Below are 26,384 nucleotides of genomic sequence, written 5' to 3'. Positions count from 1 at the left end.
CCGTGCTTGATCGGCTGGACCTGTCTTGGCATCTTGATCCTGCTGCGCGAGTCCTTCTCCCCTTCTGTCGCGCTGTGGACCCGTCACCGAAGGGGGTGGAAGGGTCCGCATGTCTGAAATCCTGATTCGAAATGCCGACAGCATCCTGACGATGGATGCCACCCGGCGCGAACTGTCCGGCGCCGATCTGCGACTGCGCGATGGTGTGATTGTCGAGGTGGGGCAAGGGCTTGCGTCCTCTGGCCGGGTGGTGGAGGCCACCGGCTGCGTGGTGACGCCGGGTCTGGTGAACACCCATCATCATCTGTACCAGACCCTGACGCGCGCCGTGCCGGGCGGGCAGGATGCGCTGCTGTTTGGCTGGCTGAAGACGCTGTATCCGATCTGGGCGAAGTTCGGGCCGGAGGAGATGTTTGTGTCGGCTCAGGTGGGGCTGGCGGAGCTTGCGCTGTCGGGCTGCACGCTCACCTCGGACCATTTGTATTTGTTTCCAAACGGTTCTCGGCTGGATGATACCATCGCGGCAGCGGCGGAGGTTGGGCTGCGGTTCCATCCGACGCGGGGGGCTATGAGCATTGGCGAAAGCGCCGGGGGCTTGCCGCCAGACAGTTTGGTGGAGGCTGAGGCGACGATACTGGAAGATATGATCCGGGTCGTGGATGCGCATCATGACGCGCGTGACGGCGCGATGGTGCGGGTGGGGTTGGCGCCCTGCTCCCCCTTCTCGGTCAGTCGGGATCTGATGCGGGACGCGGCTGTTTTGGCGCGGGACAAGGGCGTGATGCTGCACACCCATCTTGCTGAAAACGATGAGGATATTGCCTATTCACTGGCGAAGTTCGGCTGCCGTCCGGGGCAATATGCCGAGGATCTGGGCTGGACGGGGGACGATGTCTGGCATGCGCATTGCGTGAAGCTGGATGCTTCCGAAATCGCTTTGTTTGCCAGAAGCTTGACGGGGGTGGCGCATTGTCCGTGTTCGAATTGCCGGCTGGGGTCGGGGATTGCGCCGGTGCGGGCCATGCGGGATGCCGGGGTGAAGGTGGGGCTGGGGGTTGATGGCTCGGCCAGCAATGATGCAGGCAATCTGGTGGGTGAGGCGCGGATGGCGATGCTGCTGCAGCGGGTGGCTTTGGGGGCGGATGCGATGAGCGCGCGGGAGGCTTTGGAGATCGCGACGCTGGGCGGCGCCCGGGTTCTGGGGCGGTCGGACTGCGGGGCGCTGGCGGCTGGCAAGCGGGCGGATGTGGCGATTTGGGATGTTTCGGGGGTTGAAAGCGCGGGATCCTGGGACCCGGCGGCGCTGCTTTTGGCCGGGCCAACGCGGGTGCGCGATCTGTTTGTCGAGGGGCGTCAAGTGGTTAGCGGGGGGCAGATGGTGACGATTGACTTGCCCAAGGTGGTGGAGCGGCAAAACCATCTGGCCCGTCGGCTGATGTCGTGATAGGTACCTGCCCATGAGCCATAATTTCGACGCCCAACGCCGTGAGACCTTCAACACCTTCCGGGATATGCCGAAGGGCATGAAGAAGCTGCCCGAACGGGCCGAGGTTGATTTCCTGTTCTATCCCGAAGAGCATGACGCCAACTATGGCGCCGTGATGAAAGCGTTGAGCGCCAAGGGCTTCCGCTGTTCGCGCGATGACGATCTGGTGGTGGCAAAGGTCGGTCCGATCCCGGTAACCGCCGAGGCGATCTGGACGCATGAGCGGGTCGCGACCGAAGTGGCGCTGGCTTATGACTTCTATCCCGACGGCTGGGATCTGGGGTTGGACGACTGAGCTTTCGCGCCCAAGGGCTTGAGGACGCTGCATTCATCTGGAGATTTTGGGCGAAGCGGGAGGTCTTTTTGGCGTCTTGACCGCGTCTTCCTTTGGTCTCTACGCGCGGCAAGACAGCGGGACGTTAACCGTGATGGGCGACTTGGCCTGCGGCTTTGCGCCGGTTTGCGTGAAGATCGGCCAGCAAGGTATTGATAAGGTTGGGATGTTACGCCTGACGGATGGCCCGCCGTAGGGTGGGGTTATAACCCCACCCTACCTGACGCGCCCGGCGATCCAGACCGCCTGCACGGCCCGGTCGTCGCCCATCATGATCGTGGGGAAAACCGCCTGCCAGATATCCTCGGCCCTGCGGGTGGCCTGTTCGATGGCCGCGGTCGAGGCGAGGTGGATCACGACCAGATCGGCCTCCAGCCCCGGGGCGATGTTGCCGATCTGATGCTCGGCCCGCAGCGCCCGGGCCGAGCCTTGGGTGGCCAGCCACCACAGTTGCGCCGGGTGCAGGGCCTGGCCGCGCAACTGCCCCACCTCGTAAGCCGCGGCCATGGTGCGCAGCATCGAGAAGGAGGAGCCGCCGCCGGTGTCGGTGGCAAGGCCGACGCGGAGGCTGCGGGCGAGCCCCATGTCGAAGAGGCCGGAGCCGATGAAGGTGTTGGAGGTCGGGCAGTGGACCAGTGACGCCCCGGCCTCGATCAGGCGGGACTTTTCGCGCTCGGTCAGGTGGATGGCGTGGCCGTAGACTGCGCCTTCGCGGAGCAGGCCCTGGGCCTCGTAGGTGTCAAGATAGTCGCGCGATTGCGGGAACAGGTCCTTGACCCACGCAATCTCGTCGACCTGTTCGGAAAGGTGGGTTTGCATCAGGCAGTCGGGGTATTCGCGCCAGAGGGCACCGAGGGCCGCCAGTTGTTCGGGGGTGGAGGTGGGGGAGAACCTGGGCGTGATGACGTAGGACAGGCGGTCTACGCCGTGCCACTTTTGCAGGAGGGCCTTGCTGTCGTCGTAGGCGGATTGGGCGGTGTCGCGCAGGGCCTCGGGCGCGTTGCGGTCCATGCAGGTCTTGCCGGTGAAGGCGCGGAGGTTGCGGGCCTTGGCGCCCTCGAAAAACGCATCGACGGAGGCGGGGTGGATCGTGCCGTAGGAGCACATCGAGGTGGTGCCGTGGGCAAGTGCCAGGTCGAAGTAGCGGTTGGCGACATCCTTGGCATAGGCCGCGTCGGAAAAGCGCATCTCTTCGGGGAAGGTGTAAAGGTTCAGCCAGTCGATCAGGCGCTTGCCCCAGGAGGCGATGATGGCGGTCTGGGCGTAGTGGACATGGGCGTCGATGAAGCCTGCCGAGATCAGGGAACTGCCGTAGTCGGTGACTTTGGCCTGCGGGTGGGCGGCGCGCAGGGCTGCGGCGGGGCCCACGGCGCGGATCAGGCCGCCGTCCAGCAGGACAGCCTCGTGCAGCTGTGCGGCGCTGGCATCCTCGAACGGATCGCCGGCGAAGGATAGTACCTGTCCCAAGAGCAAATCGGCCATGTGTCACCTCTTCTTCCGCTCTCAACCTAAAGGACTATCGGGCCGGGGTAAATTTCGCTTCGCCCCTGTTTTGCTGAAACAGCTTTCGCTAAGGTCGCAGAAAGGCGGCGGGCCGGGATTTTGGGCTGACCGGGCAAGAGAAGGCCAGTGCGATGAGCGATATCAAGGCTTTGGCGCGCAAGGCGGCGTTTGGCGCGCGCAAGGCGGCATTTGCGGCGGGGCAGGGGCAGGCGGCGGAGCTGCTGGCCGATCTGCTGGCGGGGCATTCGGGCAAGCCATTGGCGGGCTATATGCCGATGCGGACCGAGATTGATCCCTTGCCCGCGATGGCGCGGCACCCGGGGCCGGTGGGGGTGCCGGTGATCCTGGCCGCGGCCACGCCACTGCGGTTTCGCGAATGGGGGCCGGGGGTGGCGATGGTGGCGGGGGAATTTGGCGCGCTGATCCCGGCGGAGGGGGCCTGGGTGGAGCCGCAGGTGGTGATCGTGCCGATGCTGGCCTTTGACGCCCGGGGCTACCGTCTGGGCTATGGCGGCGGGTTTTATGACCGGACCTTGGCCGGGTTGCGGGCACGGGGGCCGGTCTTGGCGGTGGGGTTTGCCTTTGCCGCGCAAGAGGTGGGCGAGGTGCCGATTGACGGGTTTGACCAGCGGCTGGATGCGGTGGTGACCGAACGCGAGGTCAGATGGTTCGCCTGACCCTGCTTCTGGTGCTGCTGGCCGGGCCTGCGGCGGCGGGCTGTTTCGGGCCGCCGATGCCGAAAGTGGTGCAGTTTGACGGCGGGCGGACGGTACAGATCCTGAGCCATACGGCAGAGGATCTGACCTACAGCAGCGTTCTGCCCGATGGCACGACGGCGGTGGTGACCACGCGCAACGGGCTGTTTGTCATGACCTCGACCAGTCATGCGGCGACCTACAGTTACAGTTGGGTGACACCGTTGCCCGCACTGTCAGACCTGGCGCCGGGGTTTCACCAAAGCTTCAAGGCCGACATGACGGTGGAGCACGCCACGCGCAGCTTCTTTCAGACCGATGTGGCGGTGTTGCGGTCCGATATCGTGCATCTGGGGGGCTGTGACTATCCGGTGGTTGTGGTGCACCGGGTCGACACGCAGGACGGCAAGCAGCTGGAGGAGGCGACGCTGTGGCTGTCCACCACGCTGCGCTTTGCGCTGCGGGTCGAGGTCACGGCCGATGGCACGCGGCAGGTCCATCAGGTTGTCGCGCTGGAGTGATCAGCGCGCGATGGTTTCCTCGCGCACGAACATGTTGCTCCAGGCGCGGTCGACCAAGTCGGGGGTCATCTGGTAGGGGATGCCCTCGAACTCGCAAATCGAGATCATCTGGTCGATCAGGAAGACCGGTTGATAGTTGGCGAAGTTGTTGTCGATGGTCGGGTATTTCACCTTGAGGAGGTGCAGCAGGGTGCCCTCGTCCAAGGGGATGCGCTTCTTGCGGGCGACCATGGCGAAGATCTTCAGGAAGTTGTCCTGAGACGGTCCATCGACCTTGATCTTGAAGAAGATCCGCCGCAGGGCCGCGCCGTCGAAGATGGCGTTGGGGTGGAAGTTGGTCGAGAAGATCACGAGCGTGTCGAAGGGCACGGTGAACTTTTCGCCCGATTGCAGGGACAGGATGTCGCGGTTTTCTTCCAGCGGCACGATCCAGCGGTTCACCAGCTTCTGCGGCGGCTCGGATTGGCGGCCAAGGTCGTCGACGATGAAGATGCCGCCGGAGGATTTCAGCTGCAACGGGGCCTGATAGGTGCGCGCGACCGGGTTGTATTTGAGGTCAAGCATGTCGAGCGTCAATTCGCCGCCGGTCACCACCGAGGGGCGGTCGCAAAAGACATAGCGGCCGTCAAAGCGGTTGGCGCTGCGGCGCAGGGCGGTGGGGTCGTCCAGCATCTCTTCGGCTTTGGAATGCACGATCGGGTCGTAGACGGTGATGACCTGACCGGAGTATTCGATGGCGCGCGGGATGTAGATCTTGTCGCCCAAGGCGGCGCGGATGCCGTTGGAAATGCTGGATTTACCGTTGCCGGGCGGGCCGTACATCAGGATCGAGCGGCCCGAGGTGACGGCAGGGCCGAGGTTGTCGATCAGGTCTGGCGGCAGGATCAGATGGCCCATGCCCTGCATCAGTTCCGTTCGGGTCAGCTTCATGTTGCGGACCGACTGGCGCTTCATCTGTTCGCCGTAAGCGGCGAGGGGCACCGGCATCGCGCCGTAATATTCCGACTGGCTCAGTGCGTCGAGGGCGCGGGCCTTGCCGGCCTCGGTCAGTTGATAGCCCATCTCGTTGCCCGAGGTGGCGTGCAGGGTGCCCGTCGCCTCGAGCAGGCGCTGGGACCGCGCGCCATCGACCAGTTCCTGTGTCAGTTGCACGGGCAGGCAGATCACCCGCGCCAGAACCGTGACGAGGTCAAGGTTCATGCGGAACATGGTTTTCAGCAGGATGTCCCGCATCATCACGGGCGAAAGTCCCACTTCGACCAGCGATTTGGGCGGGGCAGGGGGCAGCACGCCGGGAGGAGAAACTTGCAGGTTCATGTCAGGCCTCGCGTTGCGCCTGAGGGGACAGGCCGGGACTTAGGGACTTGTGATCTGCAATAGTGACGAAATTGGCGCGGCAATGAGGTAGAAATTCAACATTCCAGCCAAAGCGAGGCCCATGGGGAATTTGTGATGGGTCCAGCTTTGCCAATCGGGCGTGGCGCGGCGCATGGCGGGGACAGCGCGCAAAATGCGGTGGGTGGCAAAGGCGCCCAGCAGGCAGCCTGCCAGCAGGCCCATGACCATCCGGTAATCGGCCAGGATGAAGAAAGGTGCCATCGCGGCGCCGAACTTGCTGTCACCGGCCCCCATGACGCCGGCGGCATTGGCGATGAAGAGGACGAGCAGGGTCACGCAGCCCAGGGCGATGCCCCAGGCCCAGGGTTTCAGCGGTAGGGCAAAGACCCCGACCACCAGATAGACCACGATCAGCGCCAGCACGGCATAGTTGGGGATCTTCATGAAGCGCATGTCGCTCCATGCGACCCAGAGGCCGATCAGCAGGGTGAAGGGCAGGAAGGCCAAAGCGGCGGCGACGGGCAGCATCAGCCCCCCAGTGCCGCAAGGCTGCGGGCGGCTTCCTCGAAATAGACGGGCGAGGTGTCGATCGCTTCTTGCAACAGGCGCTTGCCGGTGACGGTGTCGCCTTGCTTGATGGCGGCCAGCGCCGAGGTGTAGATCAGCTTGGCGCGTTCCTCTTGCGTCATGTCGACCACGGGCAGGTCATATTTGTGCTGCATGGCGCGGGCCATGACGAGGTTGTTCTTGGCGGTGAACATGGTGGGATCATAGGTCAGGGCCTGAAGGAACAGCTTTTCCGCCACCGGACCGTCGCCGCGCGTCATCTTGGAATAGCCCCAGTTGTTCAACACGCCCTGCGGCTTGGTCGTCATGCCGACGGCGATGGAATAGAAGCTGTCGGCCTTTTTCCAGTCTTTCTTGCTGTCGGCCACCATCGCCTCAAGCCGGTAGCGTTCGAAGCTTTCGACGGTGGGCGGGATCGCATTCAGCACGGTTTCCGCCTGCGCCCAGTCGTTGGAGCGGATCAGGATATCGGCCAGCGCCAGACGGTCGTCATCGGTGGCGTCTGGCGAGGCGATGACGCCGGTCATCACGGCGGCGGCTTCGGTGTAAAGCCCGGCCCGCGCCTCGGATTTGGCCAGGTCGCGTTTGAGATCGACCCGGTCGGGGGCCACGGCGAGGGCGTTCTTGAAATAGGTCACCGCCTCGGCCGGATCGCCGACCGTCAGCATGATGTCACTGAGGTTGTTCTGGTCCACGGCCTGCGCTTCGGCCACGGCGCGGGCGGCCTGGCTGCGCGAAATGCCTTGCTGGCACGCTGTCAAAAATTCTGCGCCCAGAAGGCACAGCACGATAATACCCGGTTGGCGCATTTTGCGTCCTTTTGCTGCTCGATCCAAGGGCGCGGGATTCCGCGTTACAGCTGCGATAGAAGAACATAGTCCCCCTGACCGCGGCGCACGAGGTTGAACTTGGGCGCGTCCTTGGCAACGGGGTCACCATACACAGAACTGGCGGTTCGGGCGATAGCCGTGCGCAAATTCTCGCGGATTTCATCCGAATTGCCACTGTCGAGTTCGAAGGCGGTCTGGAAGACGCCGCGCGCCTCGCCATAGGCGCCGCGTTCCATCAGGACGACGCCAAGGTTGTTGATGGCGGGCACGAAGGTCGGGTCTTCCTCGATGGCGCGGCGCAGGATCTGTTCGGCCTGATTGAGCCGCCCAAGCTTGAGATCGGCCGAGCCCACGGCGGACAGGACATCGGCATTCATGCCCTGCACCGAGGCCGCGCGGTAATAGGCCTTCAGCGCCAGTTCATATTCACCGGCGGCCATCAGGCGGTGTCCGACCTCCAGCCCGTCAACGCCGGCCTTGGTGCCGTCCACCGCCGGTGGGGTTGATCCGGTGGAGGACAGCTCTCCGCCCAAAGAGCATCCGGCCAGCATCGCCACCACCAAAAGGAAAACCGCACGCCGCAGAGCCACACCTATTTGCCGGTCCGACCCTGCCGCTGCGGATTTAGCCGCGCCCCATGGTCAGGACTTTTGAAATGCCCATCACCGAAGGCCCGATCAGAATGATCATCAATGGCGGAACGGTGAACATCATTGTGCCAAGGGTCAGCTTCGTGGGCAAGGTGTTCGCCTTCTCTTCGGCCCGCATCACGCGTTTATCCCGCATTTCGGCGGAATAGACACGAAGCGCCTCGGCGATCGAGGTGCCGTAGGTGGCCGATTGCACCAGCGTGGTGACGAAGGAGGAGATGTCCGAGATGTTGATGCGCTCGGACAGATCTTTGAGAACCTGCACGCGCTCTTTGCCGGCCTTGACCTCGTTGGAGACCATGTCGAGTTCGTCGGCGAGGGCGGGGTAGCCGGCGCGGGTTTCCTTGGCCATGCGGTTGATCGATTGGTCGAGCGACTGGCCCGCCTCGACGCAGACCAGCATCAGGTCCAGCGCGTCAGGGAAGCCTTGGATGATCTGCTGCTGGCGGGTTTGCAGGCGGCGCTGCACCCAGTATTGCGGCAGGTAATACCCCGCGCAGCCGGGGATCAGGGTGGCGAGCAGCTTGAACTGGGTTGAAACCTCGCCCTTCTGGGCCATGATGAACGTGTACAGAAGGCCCAGAAGCAAAAGGCCTATGCCCAAGGCGAACTGCGCGAAGTGGAACATCCGCACGGCGTTCTTGTTGGTATAGCCGGCCCGCATCATCTTCAGGCGCGAGGCGGTCATGGTTTCAACGTCCTGCGGTTCCAGGAAGTTGGCGAACTTTTCCAGCTTGTCGACCTTGTCACCCTTGCGCAGGGTCGGGCCCTGCGCCTTGGACGGGGCATGCGCACGCATCGCCTTCAGCTTGTCAAACGGCTCGGGTCGTTTGCGCAGCATCGAGGGCAGCACGGCCATGATCAGGACCATGCCCAGCAAGCCCACCGCGTAAAGTGGACCGAGGGGGCCGAACTTGTCCACCAGAAGCGCGTTGAGGTTGGAAAGGACGTCCATGTGCTTAGACCTTGATGTTGACCATGATTTTCATGAAGACGACGTTGACGACCAGAAAGGCCCCCACGACTAGACAGGCGGGGATGAAGGCGGCGGTCTTTTGCACGTCGTCGTAGTAATGCGGTTCGATCACGTTGATCACGATCAGCGCGCCGATCGGGAAGGCGGACAGGAACATGCCCGACCATTTCGCCTCGGCAGTGATGGCCTTGACGCGGCGGAACAGCTTGAAGCGCGCGCGGATCACCTTGGCCAGACCGTCGAGGATCTCGGCCAGATTGCCGCCCGATTGCTGCTGGATGGTCACGGCCACGGCAAGGAAGCGCAAGTCCTGGCTGTCCATCCGTTCGGCGAAGGATTTCAGGCTTTCGGCAACGTCACGGCCGTAAGACGCTTCGTCGGCGATGACGCCGAATTCCGTGCCGAGGGGATCGGAGATTTCCTTGGAGACGTTGGCTATGGCTGACGAGAAAGGGTGGCCGACGCGCAAGGAGCGCACCATCAGTTCGACCGCGTCGGGCAGTTGTTCTTCCAGCAGGGCCATGCGCTTCTTGGCCTTGTTGTTGATCCAGACATAGACGCCGCCCACGCCCATGACCACGGCGACGATGGCCCGCACGCCCGGCCCGGCCGAGGTGCCGAAGGTCAGGCCGATATAGGCGAAGATGGCCAAGACCCCCATGATGCCGATCAGCGCCCGGGGTGTGAAGGCGATGTTGGCGCGCTGGGCCTTGTTGGCCAGGATCGAATACAGCGGGATGCCGCGCGCGTTGACGTGCTGGGACATTTCCTTGCGGAGTTGTTCCAGCACCTTTTCACGGTCATGCGTCTTTTCCAGCAGCGCCAGACGGCGCGTCAGGCGGCTGTTCAGGCTGATCGATTTGCCAAAAACCGTGAGGTACAGGCCCTCGACCAGAAAGACCACCGCGACGAAGATCAACAGGTAGATGAGGGGGGCAGCAGAGATCTGCATGATCTGACCTTACACGATGGGTTCATAAAGCGACGGCGGCAGGTCGAAGCCCCACTGCCGGAAACGCTCGGAATAATGGCTGCGCACGCCGGTGGCGTTGAAGCGGCCGATGATCTTGCCGTTGGGTTCGACGCCAAGGCGTTCGTAACGGAAGATCTCTTGCATCGAGATGACCTCGCCTTCCATGCCGGTGATCTCGGTGATCGAGACCATGCGGCGCGAGCCGTCCTGCAGGCGCGAGGCCTGCACGATCAGGTTCACGGCGGCGGCGATCTGAGAGCGGACGGCCTTCAGCGGCATTTCGATGCCGGCCATGGCCACCATGTTTTCCAGACGGCTGATGCCATCGCGGGCGGAGTTGGCGTGGATGGTGGTCATGGAGCCGTCGTGGCCGGTGTTCATCGCCTGCAGCATGTCGATGACTTCCTCGCCCCGGGTTTCGCCGACGATGATGCGGTCAGGCCGCATCCGCAGGGCGTTGCGCAGACAGTCGCGCTGGGTGACGGCGCCCTTGCCTTCGACGTTCGGCGGGCGGCTTTCCATGCGGCCGACGTGGACCTGTTGCAGCTGAAGTTCGGCGGTGTCTTCGATGGTCAGCACGCGTTCATCGTTGTCGATGAAGGACGACAGCGCGTTCAGCGTGGTGGTCTTGCCCGACCCCGTCCCGCCCGACACGATGATGTTCAACCGGCAGGACACGGCGGCTTGCAGGTAGGCGGCCATTTCCTCGGTGAAGGCCCCAAAGCGGATCAGGTCGTCGATCTTCAGCTTTTCCTTCTTGAACTTCCGGATCGAGACAAGGCTTCCATCCACGGCAACCGGCGGAACCATGCAGTTGAAGCGGCTGCCATCGGCAAGGCGCGCGTCGCAATAGGGGTTGCTTTCATCGACACGGCGACCCACGGCGGACACGATCTTGTCGATGATCCGCAGCAGGTGGCGTTCGTCCTTGAAGGTGATGTCGGTCAGTTCAAGCTTGCCCTTGCGCTCCACAAAGATGCGGCGCGGGCCGTTGACCAGGATGTCGTTGACGGATTCGTCCTTCAGCAGCGGCTCCAAGGGGCCAAGGCCCATGACCTCGTCATAAAGTTCCTGGTTCAGCGTGGCGCGGTCGGTGGCGTTGATGGCCACCGACATTTCGTTCAGCGCTTCCGAGGTGATGTCGGCGATTTCGGTCTTGAGGTTGTTTTCGCTCGCGGTTTCCAGAGCGGACAGGTTCAGGCTGTCCAAGAGGCGCTTGTGCAGTTCGACCTTCAGTTCGCTGATCTTTTCCTTGCGCTTGCGTTCCTTGTCAGAGGCGGCCACCTCTGCCGGATTGGCGACCGGAACCACGGGGCGGGTGGCCAGACTGACCTTGGCGGCCGGGGCCAGGCCAACGCGGGTGGTCGGTGCGCCAGAGCCCACCGCGGTGGCGGTGGGTTTTTGCGGTGCGTCAGGTTTCTTGAATCGCGAAAACATCTATGCCCCCCACGGGAGTTACAGGAAGAATTTCAGGCAGCGTGTCACTTGCGTGCGGTTTCAACAGCCCGGTTCAGTTCGAACAGGGATTTGGCGAGTTTCTGGATTTCCTTGCGCAGCGGGTTCTTTGCCGCACTTTCCGACAGCGGCAGGCCGTGATCATTGGCTTGGGTGACTTGCGCGCCGCCATCGGGCAATTGCACTTCGATGGCGATATCAAGGCTTTCCGCCATGCGCTTGACGCGGGATTTTGCGCCAAGGTCGGCGAATTTCGGGGCGCGGTTCAAGACATAGCGCAGCTTTTCATGCGGCAGCGATTCAGCCTTCAGCGCCCGGATGAAGCGCAGCACGTTTTGGGCCGAGCGCAGGTCCAGTTCCATCAGCGCGAAGTAGACATGGGCGCGTTGCAGCACGGATTCAGTCCAGGCCACCACGGTCTTGGGCATGTCGATCACGACGAAATCGAAGTTCGCCCGGGCCATGTCGATGATGCGGCCGATGTCTTCGGGGCCGATGATGTCCAGCGGCAGCATGTCGGCGGGGGCGGTCAGGACGTGCAGCTTGTCGTTGAAGGTCAGCATGGCCTGCAACAGGGCATCGCTGTCCACGGCATGGGCGTCCGACAGAAGTTCGAAGACCGATTCCTTGCGCGGCAGGTCCAGGTAGGTTGCGGCAGAGCCGAACTGGAAGTCGAGGTCGATCAGGCAGACGCGCGGGGCGTCCTTGCCGATGTTGGCCAGTTCCCAGGCAAGGTTGGTGGCGAAGGTCGAGGCCCCGCTGCCGCCGCACATGCCGTGCACGGGCAGGACCACGGCATCGCGGTCGCCCTTGGCCTTGAAGCCGGGATGCGGCATCTGGTTTTCCGGCGCGCCGGGGTCCGTCCCGCCCACCTCTGCCACCAAAGCCGGGGCGGGCACCGGTTTGCGGATGCGCTCGATGGTTTCGTGCAAGGCCCCTTCGGGCAGCGGATAGGGCAGGAAATCATCCGCCCCCAGCCGCAGCAATTGGTGCAAGGCCATCGGGCCGATCTGGTTGGCAACCAGCAAAACCTTGATATTGTGGGATTTAGCCTGCTTGATGACGTCGGTGATGCGGCCCAGATCGGCCTCATCTTCGGCGTTGACCGCGATGGCCACAAACTCCAATCCGCGTGCGTCGGGTTGGTCGAGAAAGACCTGAGCGTCGTCAAACGACAAATCGCCCCAGCTTTCGCCCAGCTCCAGTTCCATATCGTCGATCAGCAGTTCAAAATTCTGCACGTCGCGTGAAATGGTACACGCGAGGATGGGGGCCGGCTCCGGTTGCAGGTTCGCGATGCTCGTCATTGCCCAGTCCTTCAAAATAACGCCTCACAGTCAGCGGACGGTCCGCTTGCGGCGACACACACCACCGTTGAACCCGTGGCCGACTCTTATGCGGTCGGCACACCGGTCCCATGGCTGGACTGTGCTGGCAGATGGTGGCGAGATTGGGGCTGAAATGGCGTCAATCTTTGGTATTTTCCATGCAGCGCCTTGTTTGCGGAAAAGTGCGAAACAATGGCGGCAGGTCTTGCCAATTCATTAACGAAAAAGGGCCCGCGCAAACGGGCCCTGAGAAAGACCGCAGGGCGGTTCAGCCGCCGGAGCCGCTGCCGACGGTGGTCTTGACCTCGGTGGGGGGCGTGATTGGGGCCGTCCCGCTGGCCACGTAATCGCGCATGATGATGGCGGCATATTTGCCGTTCAACAGCCCGGAATACCCCTTGGCAAAGCCCGACACGCCGGTGACGGCGCGGCGGTTGCGCACCTCGGGGGCGGTGGTGTTCACAAGCGGGCGGGTTTCGCCATAAGACACCAGCGCCTGCAGACGGGCGCGCGAGATGCCCTGACCGACGAGATAGGCCACGGCCGCTTCGGCACGGCGCAGGCCAAGGCCCTTGTTGTAGGCCTCGGTTCCGACCAGATCGGTGTGGCCGTAGACGCTGAAACGCACCTCGGGGAAGCGCTTGATCCAGGCGGCTTGCCGGGCCAGCGTCGCCATGGCTTCGGGGGTCAGATCAGACTTGTTGAACTCAAAGTTGACGGTGTTGCTGACCTCGGCGGCAAAGCGGTCGCTGAGCATCTGGGTGGCTTCCCCCTCGCTCATCATCGCGATGGTGTTGGTCATGGTGGCATTGCCGAAGCCACCTTCGTCCACCTCGGCCCCGGCCTCGCGGTTGAAGGCGGTCGGATCGCAGGCGGAGAGCGTGGACAGGGCGAGAGCGGCGACGATCAGGGGTTTTGCAAGGATGTTCATGCCGTCACTCCATCGAATAGCCGTAGGAGCCGCTGAAATCCTGCCGGGCCACTTCGCCCGCAGCGCCGGTCTGCTTGCCGGCGGTCTTGCCGAACAGGAACAGCTCTTTTTCCGTCGGGATGCGGATGCGGTCGGTGGGCAGGGCGAAGGTATCGCCCTTGATCGGCGTCACAAGATGCGGCGTCACGATGATGACCAGTTCGGACTGGTTGCGCTGATAATCGGCGCTGCGGAACAGCGCGCCCAGGATCGGAACGTCGCCCAGCCACGGCACCTGACCGTTCAGGTCACGGAAGTCGTCTTGCAGCAGGCCGGCGATGGCAAAGCTTTCGCCGTCGCGCATTTCCACGGTGGTCGAAGTTTCGCGGCGTTTGAAGGCGTTGACCGAGATGCCGTTGGTGGTGACCGACGTTGTGGTGTCGATCGAGGAGACGGCCGCGTTGATCTGCAGGTTGATGGTGTCACCATCGACCACGGTGGGCGTGAAGTTCAGCTCGACCCCGAAAGGCTTGTACTGGATAGAGACCTGACCATTGGTGCCGGTCATCGGGATCGGATATTCGCCGCCGGCGAGGAACTTGGCCTCTTGCCCCGAAAGCGCGGTCAGGTTGGGTTCGGCGAGGGTTCGCACGACGCCCTTGGATTCCAGCGCCTCCAGCAGCACGCCGAATTCCAGCGAACCTGCGGTGAAGCCCAGACCCAGCGCGCCTTGGGTGCCGCTGGCCGGTTTGAAGCTGCCGGGGCCGTTGTTGATATTGTCCAGAACCGTGCCCGTGGCGCCTTCGACGCCGACATTGGTGCCGCCGCGCACGCCCAGCGAGGCCGAGAGGCTTTTTGACACCGAACGCTGCATTTCGGCAAAGCGGACCTTCAGCATGACCTGCTGCGTGCCCGAGACCATCAGAAGGTTCGAGACCTTGTCGGGCGAATAGCGCGAGGCCAGATCCAGCGCACGGTCCAGCTTGGCCGTGGAGGACACGGTGCCCGACAGCACGATGCCGTCATTGGCGGTGCGCACTTCGATATGCTCGCCCGGCAGGATCTGCTGCAGGCGTTCCTTGAATTCTTCGATGTCGGGGGTGACATGAACCTCGACGTTCGAGATCAGCTTGCCGTCCTGCGTCAACAGCGTCATCGTCGTACGGCCCGGCGTCTTGCCCAGCACATAGATCGTCTTGTCGGACAGGGTCGATATATCTGCGATGCCGGGGTTCGCCACCGAAAGCTCGGCAAAGGATGTGTCGCTTTCGACGACGACAGCCCGGTTCATCGGGACTTCCAGAGGCTCGTTGACGGAGCCCTTCATGATGGAAAGATTTTGTGCCAGCGCTGGTGCAGGGCACAGCGAGGTGCTGGTCATGGCCAGCCCCAGCAGTCCTGCCATCAAAAGGCCTCGCAGTTTCATCGACCTGCCCTCTCAAAATGCCCAAATCCGGGTCTTTGCTGCCCGTTTTCTATTGGTAAAATGCCCCAGATGGCATTTTTAAGCAAGAATCAAAAGGTTGGAAGGCGTTCCTTATGTGGATAACCTGCAACAGCCCTCAGTCTCTTGCGGAATCAGAACGCGGCCCCACGATATATGGGGGCCGCGTTTGGTTTTTCAGCGCTTAATTCGTGCAGGGAATTGGCGTATCGACCACATCAGCCCCTTTGCGGGTCTTGATCGTGCAGACTTTCGGCGTCGAAGGCGCCACGGCGACCTGCTGTGGTGTGATGCCCAGAAGCTGGTTGCTGTTCACCTCGATCTTGCCGGCGACCGACGTGTCGGTGGAGCCCACAAGGGCCAGCGTCAGCCGACCTGTCGCTTGCGCCTGGGTCAGACGGGCGACGTCCTCACGGGCGGCGGCTAGGGTGACGGTGCGCGCCACGCCGGTGGTTGCGGTGGAGTTATCCGATTGCTGATCCACCCCCACGACATTGACGCCGCTTTCGATCAGGCGGGTCATCTCGTCGCTGGAACCGGACACCGAGCCCGTCCAGTAGACATCGACCCGGTCCCCGACCTGCACGAAGCCCGCCACGCCCGAGGCCACGTCAACCTTGACGGCAAAGGCGGTCTGACCCGGCTCTAGGTTGCTGGTCAGGCCGGCGGGTTTGCCGGGTTCGGTGACGTTTTCGGTCAGGATCGGTTCAAATTTCTCGATCTGGCGGCTGACATAACGCGGGTTCTTTTCGGTCGGCGGGAACAGGACCTCTTCCTTCTGGAAGGCATGTTCGGGCAGGGCGCTTTGCTGCCAATAGATCAGCTGGACATCGTCCTTGGTCAGGACCTCGCCGTATTTCTTGACCTTGTTCACAACGTAGATCTGCACCAGCGGCCCGGTCTTGGCCCGCAGGTCACGTTCATAGTTCAGTTCGGCTTGCGACTGACTGAAATACTTCTGGGTCATGTAGACGGCGAATCCTGCCAGCGCGAGACCCACGACCAGAACCAGACTGAAAACTGTTCTCATGACATTACCCCATTACCCATGTCACACCGGCGCTGTCCGGTGCGACCCTCAGTTGTTGCCGATCCCCAGCGGGATGGCCGCGATATAGTCGGACAGGCGCGACACGGTGCTGTCCGCGCTGAAGGCGATCGGAACCAGGACAATCATGCCCATCCCGATGACAGCTGCCGACAGGACGACCCAATCGACGGTCACGGCCCCTGTTTCGTCGTCTGTAAAGCGTTTCCAAAACATATTCGAAGCCCGCCCTTCCCATCACCTGGCGCCGTCTGTCTGAGCCTTGCCAAGCTAACAAAGACCGGGCTCAGACTGCCCGAAGCTGTAGGCGAAAATGGGGCATCAACGGGGCAGTATTAAGTATGACACTGCCGCTTTGCGCCCCGGATGAAGGAAGCCGCGTTCCGGAAGAACGCGGCTTTCCAGGTGTTGCGCAGAGTATCGCCGCAGCGATTACTGGTTGGTGTAGGGCGAGCCGGTCGCGCTGACGTCCGAGGAGATGCGGTCTGCCAGGCCGGTCACGCCGGTGCCGACCGAGGTGATGACGATCATGCCGAGGCCCACGATGGCGGCGGTCAGAACGACCCAGTCCACGGTCACGGCGCCAGATTCGTCGGTCTTGAAGGCTTTGAAAAGGTTCAGAAGTTTCATGGTGGTATATCCTTTGTGTCGGGTTCAGGGTCTCCCGTTCGGTCTGTTTGGCTTGGGCCTCTGTTCCCTTGCCCCGATCGGTTGAGCTTGTTTTGCCGGGTCATCACGGCGCTGATGGGGCGGTGATCGTGAAAATTTGGTACGATTTAGTGGCGTTTTGGGGGCAGGGCGGGCCCGTGGGATTTGCGACCCGGATCGCCGGATGGCGGCAGCTGCAAATGCAACAGGCCGCATCCTGGGATGCGGCCTGAGAGGTTAGATCAGATGGCGTCAGCCAGCGATCACTGGTTGGTGTAGGGCGAGCCGGTCGCGCTGACGTCCGAGGAGATACGGTCTGCCAGGCCAGTCACGCCGGTGCCGACCGAGGTGATCACGATCATGCCGAGGCCCACGATGGCGGCGGTCAGCACGACCCAGTCCACCGTCACGGCGCCAGATTCGTCGGTCTTGAAAGCTTTGAACAGGTTCAGGAATTTCATGGTGGGTGTCCTTTGTGTCAGGTTCAGGTTCTACCGTTCGGTCCTACTGGCTTGGGCCTCTGTTCCCGTGCCCCGTTCGGATGAGATCGTTTTGCCGGGTCTTCGGGGCGTTGGTTGGGCGATGTCCGGAAACTTGGGGGTGTTTTTGTGACATTTTCAGGGCGGGTGCAGATGTCTGGCCCGGACACAAGAAAACAGGCCACACCCCGGGGTGTGGCCTGTTGTGTGTCTGGTCCGAAGACTCAGCCAGCGATCACTGGTTGGTGTAGGGCGAGCCGGTCGCGCTGACGTCGGAGGAGATGCGGTCTGCCAGGCCGGTCACGCCGGTGCCGACCGAGGTGATCACGATCATGCCGAGGCCCACGATGGCGGCGGTCAGCACAACCCAGTCAACAGTCACAGCGCCAGATTCGTCGGTCGTAAATGCTTTGAACAGGTTCAGGAGTTTCATAATTGCATTCCTATCGCTGGTTGGTTTTTGCCTACCGGATCGGGTCTGTTGCTTTGGCGGATCGCCTTACGCTCTCTTTCCCTCGGTATGACTGTAATTAAACGCGCCAACGGGGCGGCGGTTGGGCCGGATTGCGGAATTACCGCATTCATTTTGTGGCAGAAATGTGGCGAACCCCTTGGCTTTTCGTGTCCTTTCCGTCGCTTTGGCGAAGGCAACGACAGGTCAGATGGCGAAAGGCTTTGCCAAAGCGGGCGATTCTGCCAGTGTTTGGCCAAGAAGAACAATCGGGCAGGCACCCGTCGATGGCAATGAACCGAAATAGGGGCGCAGGTCTTTGCGCGCTGCTGGCGCTTTGTGTGCTGACCCACGGCGCGGCGGCCGAGGGTTTGCCGCAGGCGCGCAGTTTCACCTTCAAGATGGTGAAGGTCTCGGACATTCAGGTCGGCAAGCGGATCACCGTTCAGATTGATCCGGCCGAACAGGCGGCCTTGCTGGCCGCAGCACCCAAGGTGGATCCGCATCCGGATCACCATGATGATTCGGCGGCGGTCGCGCCGCTGGTGCCCGTGGCGCCCGCAGGGGCGCATTACGACTGGTTCTGGGACAAGGTGCCAGTCACCCTTGCCGCCGCAGATGGGCGCTTTCCACTGGCCTTGGCGGCTTTGTCCGAGGGGCCGGATGGCACAAGTGTCACTGCGCCGCGCCTTCAAGCGATGCAGGGACTGGCGCAGACCTGGGGGACCGAGATCCTGAAAGACACCGTGGGCACCAATGTCTCTCCGGCCTTGGTGCTTGCCGTGATGTCGGTGGAAAGCGGCGGTGACGCCAAGGCGGCCAGCGGGGCCGGGGCGCAGGGGTTGATGCAGCTTATTCCCGACACCGCCAAACGGTTTGGCGTGACCGACGCGCTGGATGGCGCGCAGAACATCAAGGGCGGGGTGGCCTATCTCGATTGGCTGATGGGCAATTTCAACCGTGATCCGGTGATGGTGCTGGCCGCTTATAACGCGGGGGAGGGGGCGGTGACCGCCAATGGCGGCGTGCCGCCCTTTGCCGAGACACGGGACTATGTGCCCAAGGTGCTGGCGGCCTGGCAGGTCGCCCAAGGGCTGTGCATGACGCCGCCGGAGCTGGTCAGCGATCCTTGCGTGTTCAACGTGGTGTCGGCCAGCGCCCCGACCCAGACAGCCCTTCAGCCCTGATGGTGGTCAAACCGCGAAGGCATCCGCCCAGTCAGGATGTCGCAAGCGCTGCGCGTTGACGAAGGGGCAAAGCGGCATGATCTTGAAACCCTCTGCCCGCGAATCGGCCACCAGCCGGGTGACCAAGGCCAGCCCCGCCCCCGTGCCGCGAAAACTGTCGGGCACGAAGGTGTGGTCGGCGATTACCAGTTCGGGCGTGGTGATCGAATAGGTCAGTTCCGCCTCGTCCCCGTTCGCACGGATGACGTAGCGGCCCTTGTGACCGCTAACCTCGCGGGTGATGACATGGTCAGCCAACGATTGTCGCCTCGGTCGCGGCGCGGAGTTCTTCTTCCGTGACCCCATCGGCCAGTTCGACAATGTGCAGCCCCTTGTGGCCGACATCCAGCACGCCCAAGTTGGTGATGATGCGGTCCACCACGGCCTTGCCGGTCAAAGGCAGGGTGCATTCCTTCAAGACCTTCGATTCGCCGTGCTTGGAGGTGTGATCCATCACGACCACGACGCGGCCCACGCCCGCCACAAGGTCCATCGCCCCGCCCATGCCCTTCACCAGCTTGCCGGGGATCATCCAGTTGGCCAGATCGCCCTTCTCGCTGACTTCCATCGCGCCAAGGATCGCCATGGCGATCTTGCCGCCGCGGATCATCGCGAAGGACTGGGCAGAGTCGAAATAGGCGGTCTGCGGCAGTTCGGTGATGGTCTGCTTGCCGGCGTTGATCAAGTCCGGGTCTTCCTCGCCCTCGATCGGGAAGGGGCCCATGCCCAGCATGCCGTTTTCCGATTGCAGGGTGACGTTGACGCCCTTGGGAATGTAATTCGACACCAGCGTCGGAATCCCGATGCCAAGGTTCACATAAGTCCCGTCGCGCAGTTCCTGCGCCGCACGGGCGGCGATTTGGTTTCTGTCCCAGCCAGCCATCACACGGCCTCCCTTTTGCGCGTTGTCCGGTTCTCGATGCGCTTTTCATGCTCGCCTTGGATCAGGCGGTGGACGTAGATGCCGGGCAGGTGGATGCTGTCGGGGTCGAGTGAGCCCAACGGCACGATCTCTTCGACCTCTGCCACGCAGATCTTGCCGGCGGTGGCGGCGGGCGGGTTGAAGTTGCGGGCGGTTTTGCGGAAAACGAGGTTGCCCGAGGGGTCAGCCTTCCAGGCCTTGACGATCGACAGATCGGACACGATGCCGCGTTCAAGAATATAGGTCTCGCCGTTGAAATCCTTGTGTTCCTTGCCTTCGGCGATGACGGTGCCGACGCCGGTCTTGGTGTAGAAGCCGGGGATACCCGCCCCACCGGCCCGCAGACGCTCGGCGAGGGTGCCTTGCGGGTTGAATTCCAGTTCAAGTTCGCCCGACAGGTACTGCCGCATGAATTCGGCATTCTCGCCGACATAGGACGAGATCATCTTCTTGACCTGCCGTGTCGCCAGCAGGACGCCAAGCCCAAAGCCATCGACGCCCGCGTTGTTCGAGGCGATGGTCAGATCCTTGGTTCCCGCCTCGCGGATGGCCGCGATCAGCAGTTCGGGGATGCCGCAAAGCCCGAAGCCCCCGCTGGCGATGGTCATGCCATCAAAAAGCAGCCCTTCCAGCGCGGCTTTCGCGCTGGGATATTCCTTGTTCATTGCGAACCTCCCGCAAACTCTCCCGCTTAGCAAACCGCGCGGCGTGGGGTAAGTCAATGCCGCGTCGCAGCAGGTGGATGTCGGAGGCTTTGGATGAGGTGCATGGCTTTACCCTGCCAGCCCAGACAGGCTATTGTGGCCAGACTGCGCGCCCGCGTGGTGAAATGGTAGACACAGAAGACTTAAAATCTTCAGACCGAATGGTCGTGCCGGTTCGAGCCCGGCCGCGGGCACCAGTGAACTCTTTCGTTTTTTCCGGGGGATAGGCACGGCGTTGCCCCGCGTCTGATCAGGGTTGCTGAGGGGCGGGGGCGAAGCTGGCAACCCGCAACGGGCCGGACAGTCTGGCAATTTCGTCTAGCGATGCTTTGGCCTCGACGGTCATCTGCGTGAAAAGCTTGCGGTTGTAGGCCAGATCGGCCTCACGCAGGACCCGGGCCTGCAGCGCCGCCTTCACGGCGTCGAGGTCTTGTTCCAGTTTGGCCCGCAGATCGGCCTCGTGACGGGCGGCGGCGAGGGCCTTGGAGAGGGCTTTGTCCCACTCTTCGGCATGCGCGGCGGGGACAGTGGCCTTGGCCGCTTCCTGCGCGTCTGCCGCAGCCGTGACCGCTTGGGTCAGGTTATCCTGCAACAGGCTGACCTGCGCCAAGAGCAACTCCGCCTCAAGCGCCCGATCGGCGAGGTCTTCGGTTAGCCGGTTGTTTGTGGCGGCAGCCTGTGACCGTGCGGTTTGTTCCTCGGCCAAGGCCGCTTCAAGCTTTGCCACCTCGCTTTGAATGCTGCGCGCCGTCGCTTCGGCCAGGGACTTGGCCCTGTCCTTGAGCAGGCTTTCTTCAAGCAGGACCTTGATGCGCAGCGCCGCCGCGTGCGTCTGCGCCTGCGACGCAGGAAGATCACGGCTCAGGTCGTCTTGAACCAAGCCCAACTGGTGGCGCAAAAGATCGATTTCTTCCGCGCGCTCGGTCAACTGTGCCTGAATTTCCTCGGCAGTGCGCAGGGCTTGTGCGGCCGTCTTGCGTTCCGCCTCGAGCGCGGCCGAGATGTCCACGATCAACTGGTCGGCGGCAGCCACGCGGGTTTCCAAGGCAGACGTCACCAGCGCCTGCGATGTTGCCTCACCCTGCAGCGCCGCGATCCGCAACGCCGCAGCATGGGACGCGTTTTGCGCGGCGTTGAGGTGAGAAAACATGTCGGTCTGATCAAGCTTGATCTGATCGCGCATCAACCCGGCATCCGTCTCAAATTCCGCCAAACGCGCCTGAAGCACCGCGCCATCGGCCTGCGCGGCGGCGAGCGTGGTTTCGGCCTGGGTCACCGCCGCTTCCAAATCGGCGATCCGCTTGGCGCTGGCGGCTGCTGCGGACTGGGCTGCGCTGGCCTGTGTGGCAAGGGCCTCTTGTGCCTCTGCGATGCGGGCGCGCAGAGACTTGACCTCGGCCTCGCGTTCGGCGCGGGCAGCCTTGGCTTTGGTCGCCTGCTGCGCAAGTTGCGCTTGAAGCGCGCTGATCTGCCCGGCGGCGTCCTGCAGGGCTTTGGTTTGCAGGGCGATGTTGGATTGCTCGATCTCGATCTGGGCCCGTAGCAAGACGCTTTCCGAATCGCGTTCGCGGCTGAGATCGGCAAATCGGCTGACCTGATCCGACAGCGCGCCTTCCAGGTCCGCGATCCGCTGGCCTGCCGCAATCAATGCGGATCTTTCAAGCGCGATCTGGTCGAGGAGCATCTGCCCTTCGGCCTCGCGCTGGGCAAGAGAGGCTTGCAGCGCGCTGGTTTCGGCAACCCGTGCGTTGATCTCCTGATCTTGTCGGGCGCGCGCGCCGTCCAGCGCCTTGATCTGAAGGGCCGCGGCTGCGGCATCGGCCTGCGCCGCCGCAGCCATTGCCGTCGTGGCGTCGTCCATCTGGCGGATCTGGTCTTCCAGAAGTGCCCTGTCTTGCAACAGCGCGTCCCGCTCGGCAGTGAGCGCGTCGCCTGCGGCTTGGGCGGCCTGCAATGCGCGCTTTACGGCCTCAAGTTCCTGCCCCAAACCTTGGGCTGTATCCTGAAGGCGGGTTCGATCCGCCTCGACCTCTTGAGTGCGCAGACTGGCTTTTGCCAACTGGCTTTCCAACGCCGAGAGCGTTTGGCTGGTTTGCGATGTCTGCGCCGCGACCTGATCCAGCAGAGCATCAATCTGCATGTCAGGACCGGGCAGGCTGGAGGACAGCAGCTCCTCACGCAACTGCCTTAGGCTGTCGTCTTGACCCAAGGCCAGTTGCACCAGCGCCTGTGCCAAAGCCGAAGGCTCTTCGGTCGCGGGGGGGCTCGGGATTTCGGGGATGCCCAGACGCTCGCACAGCGTCAATGTGCCGCCCAGGCGCAGCGCCTCACCCTCGGCCAAAATCAGGGTGCGGCGGTTCTTGCGGAAGGTGGCCAGCAAGAGTTGGGCCTTGCCCTTCCACGCGGACAAAGCGTCGGGGATCGAAGCGCCGGTGGTCAGGCAGGTCGCAAGATCATGGTCGGCGCCGCGCCACAGCACGAGAGCGGATGTCCCATTGCGCGTCACAGCCGCCGCATCAAACGGCAAGGGGGCAGGGGCACCAAGGCTGGCCGCAAGATGATTGGCCAGCGCTTGCTGACCGTCCCAGAACAACACCTGCGGCAGGATACCGCCGGCATTCTTATCCTCTTGCAGTCTGACTTGTTGCATAATGGCCGTCTCCGATACTACTTCACTATGCTATGGGATTGCGTGGGCTTTTGACAGACCGGACAGATGGAAGCAGTTTGGCCCAAAGCGTACAAGTCTTTGGCCGCAGGGCAAGGGTTCGCAGGAAGAGGGTTTTATGACGGCGTCACCGGGTCGTCCCCTGATTGATACCCTGTGGCTTGGGGTTCACAAGACGGGAACCACATTCCTGCAAAAATCGCTGGATTTGTCACAGGCCGAATTGCAGGCCGCCGGCATTGCTTATCTGGAACTGTCCGAGTTTCGCCGTCTTTATACGCGCCCATTGCTGCATGCCGATCACCCGGACGCCCCTGCCGCGCCGCCGCCGCGCCTTGAAGGGCAGCGCCAGCGGCTGATCTTCGACGAAAACATTCTTGCACTTGTGCAGAATGCGCTGGGTCCGACCAGTCTTTATCCCACGGGCGCAAACCGGGCGCGCAAGGTTGCCGATTACCTTGGTCTGGTGCGGCCGCAGATTGTTCTGGGGCTGCGGTGCTTCTCGGGCTTTCTGCCATCACTGTATTGCGAGGCGTTGAAGTCGACGCCGTTCCGATCCTTTCGCGATTTCAACGGGATCGCGGAACAGTCCCTGTCTTGGGACGATCTGGTGGGGCGTCTTGCAACGGCGTTTCCGCAGTCCGACATTCTGATTTATACGGCAGAGATATTGCGCCACCGCGAACGCCCGCTGCTGGCGCAGGTTACGGGCTTGCCGCAGGGCGCCATCACCTTGCAGGCGCAGGGCGAAAGGCCGGGGTTTTCGCAGGCCGCCGTTCAGGCCATGCATGCGCTGCACCAGACCCGGCCCGTGCAGCGCGCCGATGTGCAGGCGATCAACCGGACCTTCCCGCGCGGGCCAGGTGTGGCCGGGTTCGATCCCTGGACGACGCAGGAGGCGGCGCGGCTTGACGCGCGTTACGCCGAGGACTTGGCCCGCTTGATCCAGCGCCCGCAGGTGCGGTTCCTTGACCCCGCGCTGCAAGCGACCTGATCCTTGGCCCTAAAACGTCAGCCGGTGTAGCGCATCAAACAGACGCTGTGACAGGGCTGCCAATTCGCCTTCAACCGCCGCAGGATCGGCAAACAGTTGGGCCAGCCGGATTTGGCTTGCGACATAGGCCTTGGCCAACTCCGGGCTTGGCTGGGCATCGCCCTCGAAGGGGTGCGATTTGGCGGCGTCGGGCCGAGGCAGGCGGGCCTGAAGATTAACCCAGGAGTCCTTGCTGACATACCGGGCCACCTGATGGCGGGGGGTGGCGATATAAAGCGGCACCCCGCCGACCGCAAAGGCGTCAAAGATCTTTTCGGTGACGTAATTGGCCTGGTGGGTGTTCTCGATCGCCGAGACATAGCGGCAACCCAGATCAAGCTGCGCCAGTTTGTCGGCATGCCAGTCGGGCAATTCAACCCGCGGCGCAGCTTCGCCCCAGCCTTGACCGGCCCGCAGAACGGCGGCACCGCGACAGTGGCGCGCGATGCGCGAGCGCAGTACGCTGAGGCCCCAGACCTCATGCTCGGCAAAGTCGGGCTCGTGGCGGGTGTCGTCGCGGCGGGCGGCCATGAAAACCGCATCCCATTTCGGATTGCGCCACAGAGCCAACCAGTCATCGGCGGAAAAACCGGCGTTGCGGGCAAAGTGGGGACGGTAATGCGCGATGTAGCGCGGGTCGGTCAGCAGGAAGTAGGGGATTCTTGCGGTGTCGTAGATGTCAGAAGTGAAGTGGTTCAGCACCGCATAGCCCAGGGGCGCGGGGCCACCCGTCCAGGTCTGGAATTTCGAGAACGGGTCGGCGGCCCAGCAAGTGTCCCAGAACGGCTCCTCTGACAAAAGCACCGGGCGCAGGTTGGGGTGGGCGACCATCAGGCGCGTTAAGGCGCGGGCGTGACGGGTCAGGTCATGAGTGTGGCTGAACAGCGCCAGCTGCGCCTCGGCCGGGTCATCGACAAAGGTGATCCGGTCGGCCAGCCGGTCACGGATCGGGGCATAGGCCAAAGGCTGGCGGTTCCAGAAATCACCGAACAGGTAGATCCGGATCATGTCTGGGTGTCATCTGGGCCGTCGTCGGGCGTGGCGGCGTCATCTCCGCCTGACCGTGCGAGCCGGTCCAGTTCCGCTGCGGCCTCATCGGCGGCGCGTTTGGCTTCGTCCAGCGCTGCGGCATCGCCGGACAGTGCCGCAAGCCGGCCTTCGGCGATGTGGCGGCGCCAGCGCTCCATCGCATGATCCTGCGCCAGACGCCGGACCATCTGCGCCAGTTGTTCGGCGTAAAGGCTTGGCGCTTCGACCAGATGCAGGTTGCCGTCCTCTTCCATCGCCGCCCAGTCCGGCGTCAGATCCTCGGCTTCGATGTCAGACCGGCGGCTGGCCAGTTTGGCATTGCTGATGTCGAACCGGGCCTGCACCTCTTGCGCCAGCCGTCGGCCCATCTGCAGCTTGTCGTGACCGGGCAGTTCGTCCAGATGCAGGTCGGGCGCCGCCGCCAGCTTCAGGGCGGCAAAACCGGCGTTAACCACATTGGCCAGCGCGAGGGTCTGCCACCCCAGCCCAGGATTGAGACGTTCCACCGCAGGCAGGTGTGTCATGTCGATGCCCAGGTCCCGGATCAGAACCCCGGTGATATCCGGGACGCGCCGGTAGGGAATGACCCGCAGATTGTGCGGCCCAAAGACATCCTCCCAAAATCCGATGAATTTGTTGTAATTGAAATAGCTGCTTTTCGCCCCGACCGAGGATCGGGTCAGTTCCGCCCGGGTCACCGCCCGACCGTTGCGCGCCCTTTGGGTGGTGTTGGAGATCAGCAAGTCAACCTGCGGCCGCAGATGCAGGTAGACGGTGATCTGGTCGAAATGCGGCCTGAGCAGGGCGTGCAGGCGGGTGATCGTCTTGGGAGAATTGATCTTGCTGTGGACCAGTTCGTTGGACATGAGCCAGGTTCGGTGGCCCTGTGCCCGGCTGGCTTCCACCTCACGCGAAAGATCAGAGCGGAGTTGGCTGCGAAAGGCCTCGTGGTCCTCGGCGGACTGAATGCCGAACCGGGCGAGGATGGGCTCGGTCAGGTTGGTTTCCATGCCATAGACGACCAACGCCCGGTGCGCTTCGTTGCTCAGGGTCGTCGGGTAGCAGATGCCTTGCCGTCCCAGCCCATCGCGATTGCCCGCACACCAGACCTGAAGTGACGTGGTCCCGGTTCTGGCGGTCCCGATATGCAAGGCAAGCTTCATGGA

At 62.9% G+C, this 26,384-nt stretch carries 28 protein-coding genes and 1 tRNA gene; 7 read left to right on the top strand and 22 right to left on the bottom strand.

Annotated features, from left to right (window positions below):
* Nucleotides 1–109 precede the first annotated feature (109 nt).
* Together AC1Y2B_RS15030 and AC1Y2B_RS15025 are read left to right on the top strand one after the other, a co-directional pair.
* Entirely contained in the window at nucleotides 110–1,444 is a 1,335-nt protein-coding gene (locus tag AC1Y2B_RS15030; protein ID WP_482253918.1) for an 8-oxoguanine deaminase, read from the top strand.
* Nucleotides 1,445–1,457: 13 nt separating this feature from the next.
* Complete coding sequence (locus AC1Y2B_RS15025; RefSeq protein WP_482253917.1) at nucleotides 1,458–1,781, top strand: ribonuclease E inhibitor RraB; 324 nt, start codon at nucleotides 1,458–1,460, stop codon at nucleotides 1,779–1,781.
* A 255-nt stretch (nucleotides 1,782–2,036) separates the two neighbouring features.
* On the opposite strand, the gene guaD is transcribed toward AC1Y2B_RS15025, so the two are convergent.
* Nucleotides 2,037–3,302 carry a guanine deaminase gene (guaD, locus tag AC1Y2B_RS15020; RefSeq protein WP_482253916.1) on the bottom strand — a complete coding sequence of 422 codons (1,266 nt, stop codon included), beginning with the start codon at nucleotides 3,300–3,302 and terminating at the stop codon, nucleotides 2,037–2,039.
* Between the two features lie 152 nt (nucleotides 3,303–3,454).
* Here guaD and AC1Y2B_RS15015 point away from each other — a divergent pair, with 152 nt between their 5' ends.
* A complete protein-coding gene (locus tag AC1Y2B_RS15015) occupies nucleotides 3,455–4,000 on the top strand; it encodes a 5-formyltetrahydrofolate cyclo-ligase (RefSeq protein WP_482253915.1) in 546 nt (181 codons plus the stop codon).
* Nucleotides 3,988–4,539: a hypothetical protein gene (locus AC1Y2B_RS15010; protein ID WP_482253914.1), complete on the top strand. Its 552-nt coding sequence runs from the start codon at nucleotides 3,988–3,990 to the stop codon at nucleotides 4,537–4,539. The genes AC1Y2B_RS15015 and AC1Y2B_RS15010 overlap by 13 nt, the downstream gene beginning before the upstream one ends.
* Here the strand turns inward: AC1Y2B_RS15010 and AC1Y2B_RS15005 are convergent, their stop codons facing one another.
* The 15 genes from AC1Y2B_RS15005 to AC1Y2B_RS14935 all read right to left on the bottom strand — a co-directional run bounded on the left by AC1Y2B_RS15005 (nucleotide 4,540) and on the right by AC1Y2B_RS14935 (nucleotide 17,618).
* Nucleotides 4,540–5,856 (bottom strand): ATPase, encoded by a 1,317-nt coding sequence (locus AC1Y2B_RS15005; RefSeq protein WP_482253913.1) that lies wholly within the window; start codon nucleotides 5,854–5,856, stop codon nucleotides 4,540–4,542. It lies immediately after the preceding gene.
* Nucleotides 5,857–5,895: 39 nt separating this feature from the next.
* Nucleotides 5,896–6,405 (bottom strand): A24 family peptidase, encoded by a 510-nt coding sequence (locus AC1Y2B_RS15000; RefSeq protein WP_482253912.1) that lies wholly within the window; start codon nucleotides 6,403–6,405, stop codon nucleotides 5,896–5,898.
* The gene (locus AC1Y2B_RS14995; protein ID WP_482253911.1) at nucleotides 6,405–7,253 is read right to left on the bottom strand and encodes a tetratricopeptide repeat protein; all 849 of its coding nucleotides are present in this window, start codon (nucleotides 7,251–7,253) and stop codon (nucleotides 6,405–6,407) included. Before AC1Y2B_RS14995 ends, AC1Y2B_RS15000 begins: the two co-directional genes overlap by 1 nt.
* Before the next feature lie 44 nt (nucleotides 7,254–7,297).
* Nucleotides 7,298–7,825, bottom strand: a complete 528-nt coding sequence (locus AC1Y2B_RS14990; protein ID WP_482253946.1) for a tetratricopeptide repeat protein — start codon at nucleotides 7,823–7,825, stop codon at nucleotides 7,298–7,300.
* A gap of 73 nt (nucleotides 7,826–7,898) precedes the next feature.
* Nucleotides 7,899–8,879, bottom strand: coding sequence for a type II secretion system F family protein (locus tag AC1Y2B_RS14985; RefSeq protein ID WP_482253910.1), 981 nt, complete (start codon nucleotides 8,877–8,879; stop codon nucleotides 7,899–7,901).
* A 4-nt stretch (nucleotides 8,880–8,883) separates the two neighbouring features.
* Nucleotides 8,884–9,852, bottom strand: a complete 969-nt coding sequence (locus tag AC1Y2B_RS14980; RefSeq protein WP_482253909.1) for a type II secretion system F family protein — start codon at nucleotides 9,850–9,852, stop codon at nucleotides 8,884–8,886.
* A 9-nt stretch (nucleotides 9,853–9,861) separates the two neighbouring features.
* A complete protein-coding gene (locus AC1Y2B_RS14975) occupies nucleotides 9,862–11,310 on the bottom strand; it encodes an ATPase, T2SS/T4P/T4SS family (protein WP_482253908.1) in 1,449 nt (482 codons plus the stop codon).
* A 44-nt stretch (nucleotides 11,311–11,354) separates the two neighbouring features.
* On the bottom strand, nucleotides 11,355–12,635 hold the full coding sequence (locus tag AC1Y2B_RS14970; RefSeq protein ID WP_482253907.1) for a CpaE/TadZ family protein: 1,281 nt from the start codon (nucleotides 12,633–12,635) through the stop codon (nucleotides 11,355–11,357).
* 289 nt (nucleotides 12,636–12,924) lie between these two features.
* On the bottom strand, nucleotides 12,925–13,587 hold the full coding sequence (locus tag AC1Y2B_RS14965) for an OmpA family protein (RefSeq protein ID WP_482253906.1): 663 nt from the start codon (nucleotides 13,585–13,587) through the stop codon (nucleotides 12,925–12,927).
* A 4-nt stretch (nucleotides 13,588–13,591) separates the two neighbouring features.
* The gene (locus AC1Y2B_RS14960; protein ID WP_482253905.1) at nucleotides 13,592–14,992 is read right to left on the bottom strand and encodes a type II and III secretion system protein family protein; all 1,401 of its coding nucleotides are present in this window, start codon (nucleotides 14,990–14,992) and stop codon (nucleotides 13,592–13,594) included.
* Between the two features lie 202 nt (nucleotides 14,993–15,194).
* On the bottom strand, nucleotides 15,195–16,040 hold the full coding sequence (gene cpaB, locus AC1Y2B_RS14955; RefSeq protein ID WP_482253904.1) for a Flp pilus assembly protein CpaB: 846 nt from the start codon (nucleotides 16,038–16,040) through the stop codon (nucleotides 15,195–15,197).
* A gap of 48 nt (nucleotides 16,041–16,088) precedes the next feature.
* Nucleotides 16,089–16,235, bottom strand: a complete 147-nt coding sequence (locus AC1Y2B_RS14950) for a hypothetical protein (RefSeq protein WP_482253903.1) — start codon at nucleotides 16,233–16,235, stop codon at nucleotides 16,089–16,091.
* Between the two features lie 255 nt (nucleotides 16,236–16,490).
* Nucleotides 16,491–16,688 carry a hypothetical protein gene (locus tag AC1Y2B_RS14945; RefSeq protein WP_482253902.1) on the bottom strand — a complete coding sequence of 66 codons (198 nt, stop codon included), beginning with the start codon at nucleotides 16,686–16,688 and terminating at the stop codon, nucleotides 16,491–16,493.
* A gap of 281 nt (nucleotides 16,689–16,969) precedes the next feature.
* Complete coding sequence (locus tag AC1Y2B_RS14940) at nucleotides 16,970–17,167, bottom strand: hypothetical protein (protein ID WP_482253901.1); 198 nt, start codon at nucleotides 17,165–17,167, stop codon at nucleotides 16,970–16,972.
* A 253-nt stretch (nucleotides 17,168–17,420) separates the two neighbouring features.
* Nucleotides 17,421–17,618 (bottom strand): hypothetical protein, encoded by a 198-nt coding sequence (locus AC1Y2B_RS14935; protein WP_482253900.1) that lies wholly within the window; start codon nucleotides 17,616–17,618, stop codon nucleotides 17,421–17,423.
* 311 nt (nucleotides 17,619–17,929) lie between these two features.
* Between AC1Y2B_RS14935 and AC1Y2B_RS14930 the strand changes: the two genes are divergently transcribed.
* Nucleotides 17,930–18,823, top strand: coding sequence for a lytic transglycosylase domain-containing protein (locus AC1Y2B_RS14930; RefSeq protein ID WP_482253945.1), 894 nt, complete (start codon nucleotides 17,930–17,932; stop codon nucleotides 18,821–18,823).
* Between the two features lie 6 nt (nucleotides 18,824–18,829).
* Here AC1Y2B_RS14930 and AC1Y2B_RS14925 read toward each other — a convergent pair whose 3' ends face one another.
* Genes AC1Y2B_RS14925 through AC1Y2B_RS14915 form a run of 3 tightly spaced genes read right to left on the bottom strand, consistent with a single transcriptional unit; the run spans nucleotide 18,830 to nucleotide 20,449 of the window.
* Nucleotides 18,830–19,120 carry a GNAT family N-acetyltransferase gene (locus AC1Y2B_RS14925; RefSeq protein WP_482253899.1) on the bottom strand — a complete coding sequence of 97 codons (291 nt, stop codon included), beginning with the start codon at nucleotides 19,118–19,120 and terminating at the stop codon, nucleotides 18,830–18,832.
* On the bottom strand, nucleotides 19,113–19,745 hold the full coding sequence (locus AC1Y2B_RS14920) for a 3-oxoacid CoA-transferase subunit B (RefSeq protein WP_482253898.1): 633 nt from the start codon (nucleotides 19,743–19,745) through the stop codon (nucleotides 19,113–19,115). The genes AC1Y2B_RS14925 and AC1Y2B_RS14920 overlap by 8 nt, the downstream gene beginning before the upstream one ends.
* A complete protein-coding gene (locus tag AC1Y2B_RS14915; protein WP_482253897.1) occupies nucleotides 19,745–20,449 on the bottom strand; it encodes a CoA transferase subunit A in 705 nt (234 codons plus the stop codon). Before AC1Y2B_RS14915 ends, AC1Y2B_RS14920 begins: the two co-directional genes overlap by 1 nt.
* A 150-nt stretch (nucleotides 20,450–20,599) precedes the next feature.
* Here AC1Y2B_RS14915 and AC1Y2B_RS14910 point away from each other — a divergent pair.
* Nucleotides 20,600–20,685: transfer RNA gene (locus AC1Y2B_RS14910), tRNA-Leu, on the top strand.
* Between the two features lie 53 nt (nucleotides 20,686–20,738).
* Here AC1Y2B_RS14910 and AC1Y2B_RS14905 read toward each other — a convergent pair.
* Nucleotides 20,739–23,138, bottom strand: coding sequence for a coiled-coil domain-containing protein (locus AC1Y2B_RS14905; RefSeq protein WP_482253896.1), 2,400 nt, complete (start codon nucleotides 23,136–23,138; stop codon nucleotides 20,739–20,741).
* 136 nt (nucleotides 23,139–23,274) lie between these two features.
* On the opposite strand from AC1Y2B_RS14905, the gene AC1Y2B_RS14900 reads away from it, so the two are divergent.
* Nucleotides 23,275–24,150 (top strand): hypothetical protein, encoded by an 876-nt coding sequence (locus tag AC1Y2B_RS14900; protein WP_482253895.1) that lies wholly within the window; start codon nucleotides 23,275–23,277, stop codon nucleotides 24,148–24,150.
* Nucleotides 24,151–24,159: 9 nt separating this feature from the next.
* Here AC1Y2B_RS14900 and AC1Y2B_RS14895 read toward each other — a convergent pair whose 3' ends face one another.
* Together AC1Y2B_RS14895 and AC1Y2B_RS14890 are read right to left on the bottom strand one after the other, a co-directional pair.
* Entirely contained in the window at nucleotides 24,160–25,197 is a 1,038-nt protein-coding gene (locus AC1Y2B_RS14895) for a glycosyltransferase family 10 domain-containing protein (RefSeq protein WP_482253894.1), read from the bottom strand.
* Nucleotides 25,194–26,381, bottom strand: a complete 1,188-nt coding sequence (locus AC1Y2B_RS14890; protein WP_482253893.1) for a hypothetical protein — start codon at nucleotides 26,379–26,381, stop codon at nucleotides 25,194–25,196. Before AC1Y2B_RS14890 ends, AC1Y2B_RS14895 begins: the two co-directional genes overlap by 4 nt.
* Between the last annotated feature and the right edge of the window lie 3 nt (nucleotides 26,382–26,384).

Source organism: Stagnihabitans sp. (assembly GCF_964946895.1).
This window is presented reverse-complemented; position numbering and strand designations above follow the sequence as displayed.

Coding starts and splice junctions, on each gene's coding strand:
- AC1Y2B_RS14975 (WP_482253908.1), bottom strand. CDS start 11,310: ATGTTTTCGCGATTCAAGAAACCTGACGCACCGCAAAAACCCACCGCC.
- AC1Y2B_RS14970 (WP_482253907.1), bottom strand. CDS start 12,635: ATGACGAGCATCGCGAACCTGCAACCGGAGCCGGCCCCCATCCTCGCG.
- AC1Y2B_RS14930 (WP_482253945.1), top strand. CDS start 17,930: ATGAACCGAAATAGGGGCGCAGGTCTTTGCGCGCTGCTGGCGCTTTGT.
- AC1Y2B_RS14940 (WP_482253901.1), bottom strand. CDS start 17,167: ATGAAATTCCTGAACCTGTTCAAAGCTTTCAAGACCGACGAATCTGGC.
- AC1Y2B_RS15030 (WP_482253918.1), top strand. CDS start 110: ATGTCTGAAATCCTGATTCGAAATGCCGACAGCATCCTGACGATGGAT.
- AC1Y2B_RS15010 (WP_482253914.1), top strand. CDS start 3,988: ATGGTTCGCCTGACCCTGCTTCTGGTGCTGCTGGCCGGGCCTGCGGCG.
- AC1Y2B_RS14915 (WP_482253897.1), bottom strand. CDS start 20,449: ATGAACAAGGAATATCCCAGCGCGAAAGCCGCGCTGGAAGGGCTGCTT.
- AC1Y2B_RS14895 (WP_482253894.1), bottom strand. CDS start 25,197: ATGATCCGGATCTACCTGTTCGGTGATTTCTGGAACCGCCAGCCTTTG.
- AC1Y2B_RS14980 (WP_482253909.1), bottom strand. CDS start 9,852: ATGCAGATCTCTGCTGCCCCCCTCATCTACCTGTTGATCTTCGTCGCG.
- AC1Y2B_RS14945 (WP_482253902.1), bottom strand. CDS start 16,688: ATGAAACTTCTGAACCTTTTCAAAGCCTTCAAGACCGACGAATCTGGC.
- AC1Y2B_RS14965 (WP_482253906.1), bottom strand. CDS start 13,587: ATGAACATCCTTGCAAAACCCCTGATCGTCGCCGCTCTCGCCCTGTCC.
- AC1Y2B_RS15015 (WP_482253915.1), top strand. CDS start 3,455: ATGAGCGATATCAAGGCTTTGGCGCGCAAGGCGGCGTTTGGCGCGCGC.
- AC1Y2B_RS14905 (WP_482253896.1), bottom strand. CDS start 23,138: ATGCAACAAGTCAGACTGCAAGAGGATAAGAATGCCGGCGGTATCCTG.
- AC1Y2B_RS14890 (WP_482253893.1), bottom strand. CDS start 26,381: ATGAAGCTTGCCTTGCATATCGGGACCGCCAGAACCGGGACCACGTCA.
- AC1Y2B_RS15025 (WP_482253917.1), top strand. CDS start 1,458: ATGAGCCATAATTTCGACGCCCAACGCCGTGAGACCTTCAACACCTTC.
- AC1Y2B_RS14900 (WP_482253895.1), top strand. CDS start 23,275: ATGACGGCGTCACCGGGTCGTCCCCTGATTGATACCCTGTGGCTTGGG.
- AC1Y2B_RS15000 (WP_482253912.1), bottom strand. CDS start 6,405: ATGCTGCCCGTCGCCGCCGCTTTGGCCTTCCTGCCCTTCACCCTGCTG.
- AC1Y2B_RS14920 (WP_482253898.1), bottom strand. CDS start 19,745: ATGGCTGGCTGGGACAGAAACCAAATCGCCGCCCGTGCGGCGCAGGAA.
- guaD (WP_482253916.1), bottom strand. CDS start 3,302: ATGGCCGATTTGCTCTTGGGACAGGTACTATCCTTCGCCGGCGATCCG.
- AC1Y2B_RS14985 (WP_482253910.1), bottom strand. CDS start 8,879: ATGGACGTCCTTTCCAACCTCAACGCGCTTCTGGTGGACAAGTTCGGC.
- AC1Y2B_RS14990 (WP_482253946.1), bottom strand. CDS start 7,825: ATGCTGGCCGGATGCTCTTTGGGCGGAGAGCTGTCCTCCACCGGATCA.
- cpaB (WP_482253904.1), bottom strand. CDS start 16,040: ATGAGAACAGTTTTCAGTCTGGTTCTGGTCGTGGGTCTCGCGCTGGCA.
- AC1Y2B_RS14995 (WP_482253911.1), bottom strand. CDS start 7,253: ATGCGCCAACCGGGTATTATCGTGCTGTGCCTTCTGGGCGCAGAATTT.
- AC1Y2B_RS14960 (WP_482253905.1), bottom strand. CDS start 14,992: ATGAAACTGCGAGGCCTTTTGATGGCAGGACTGCTGGGGCTGGCCATG.
- AC1Y2B_RS14935 (WP_482253900.1), bottom strand. CDS start 17,618: ATGAAACTCCTGAACCTGTTCAAAGCATTTACGACCGACGAATCTGGC.
- AC1Y2B_RS15005 (WP_482253913.1), bottom strand. CDS start 5,856: ATGAACCTGCAAGTTTCTCCTCCCGGCGTGCTGCCCCCTGCCCCGCCC.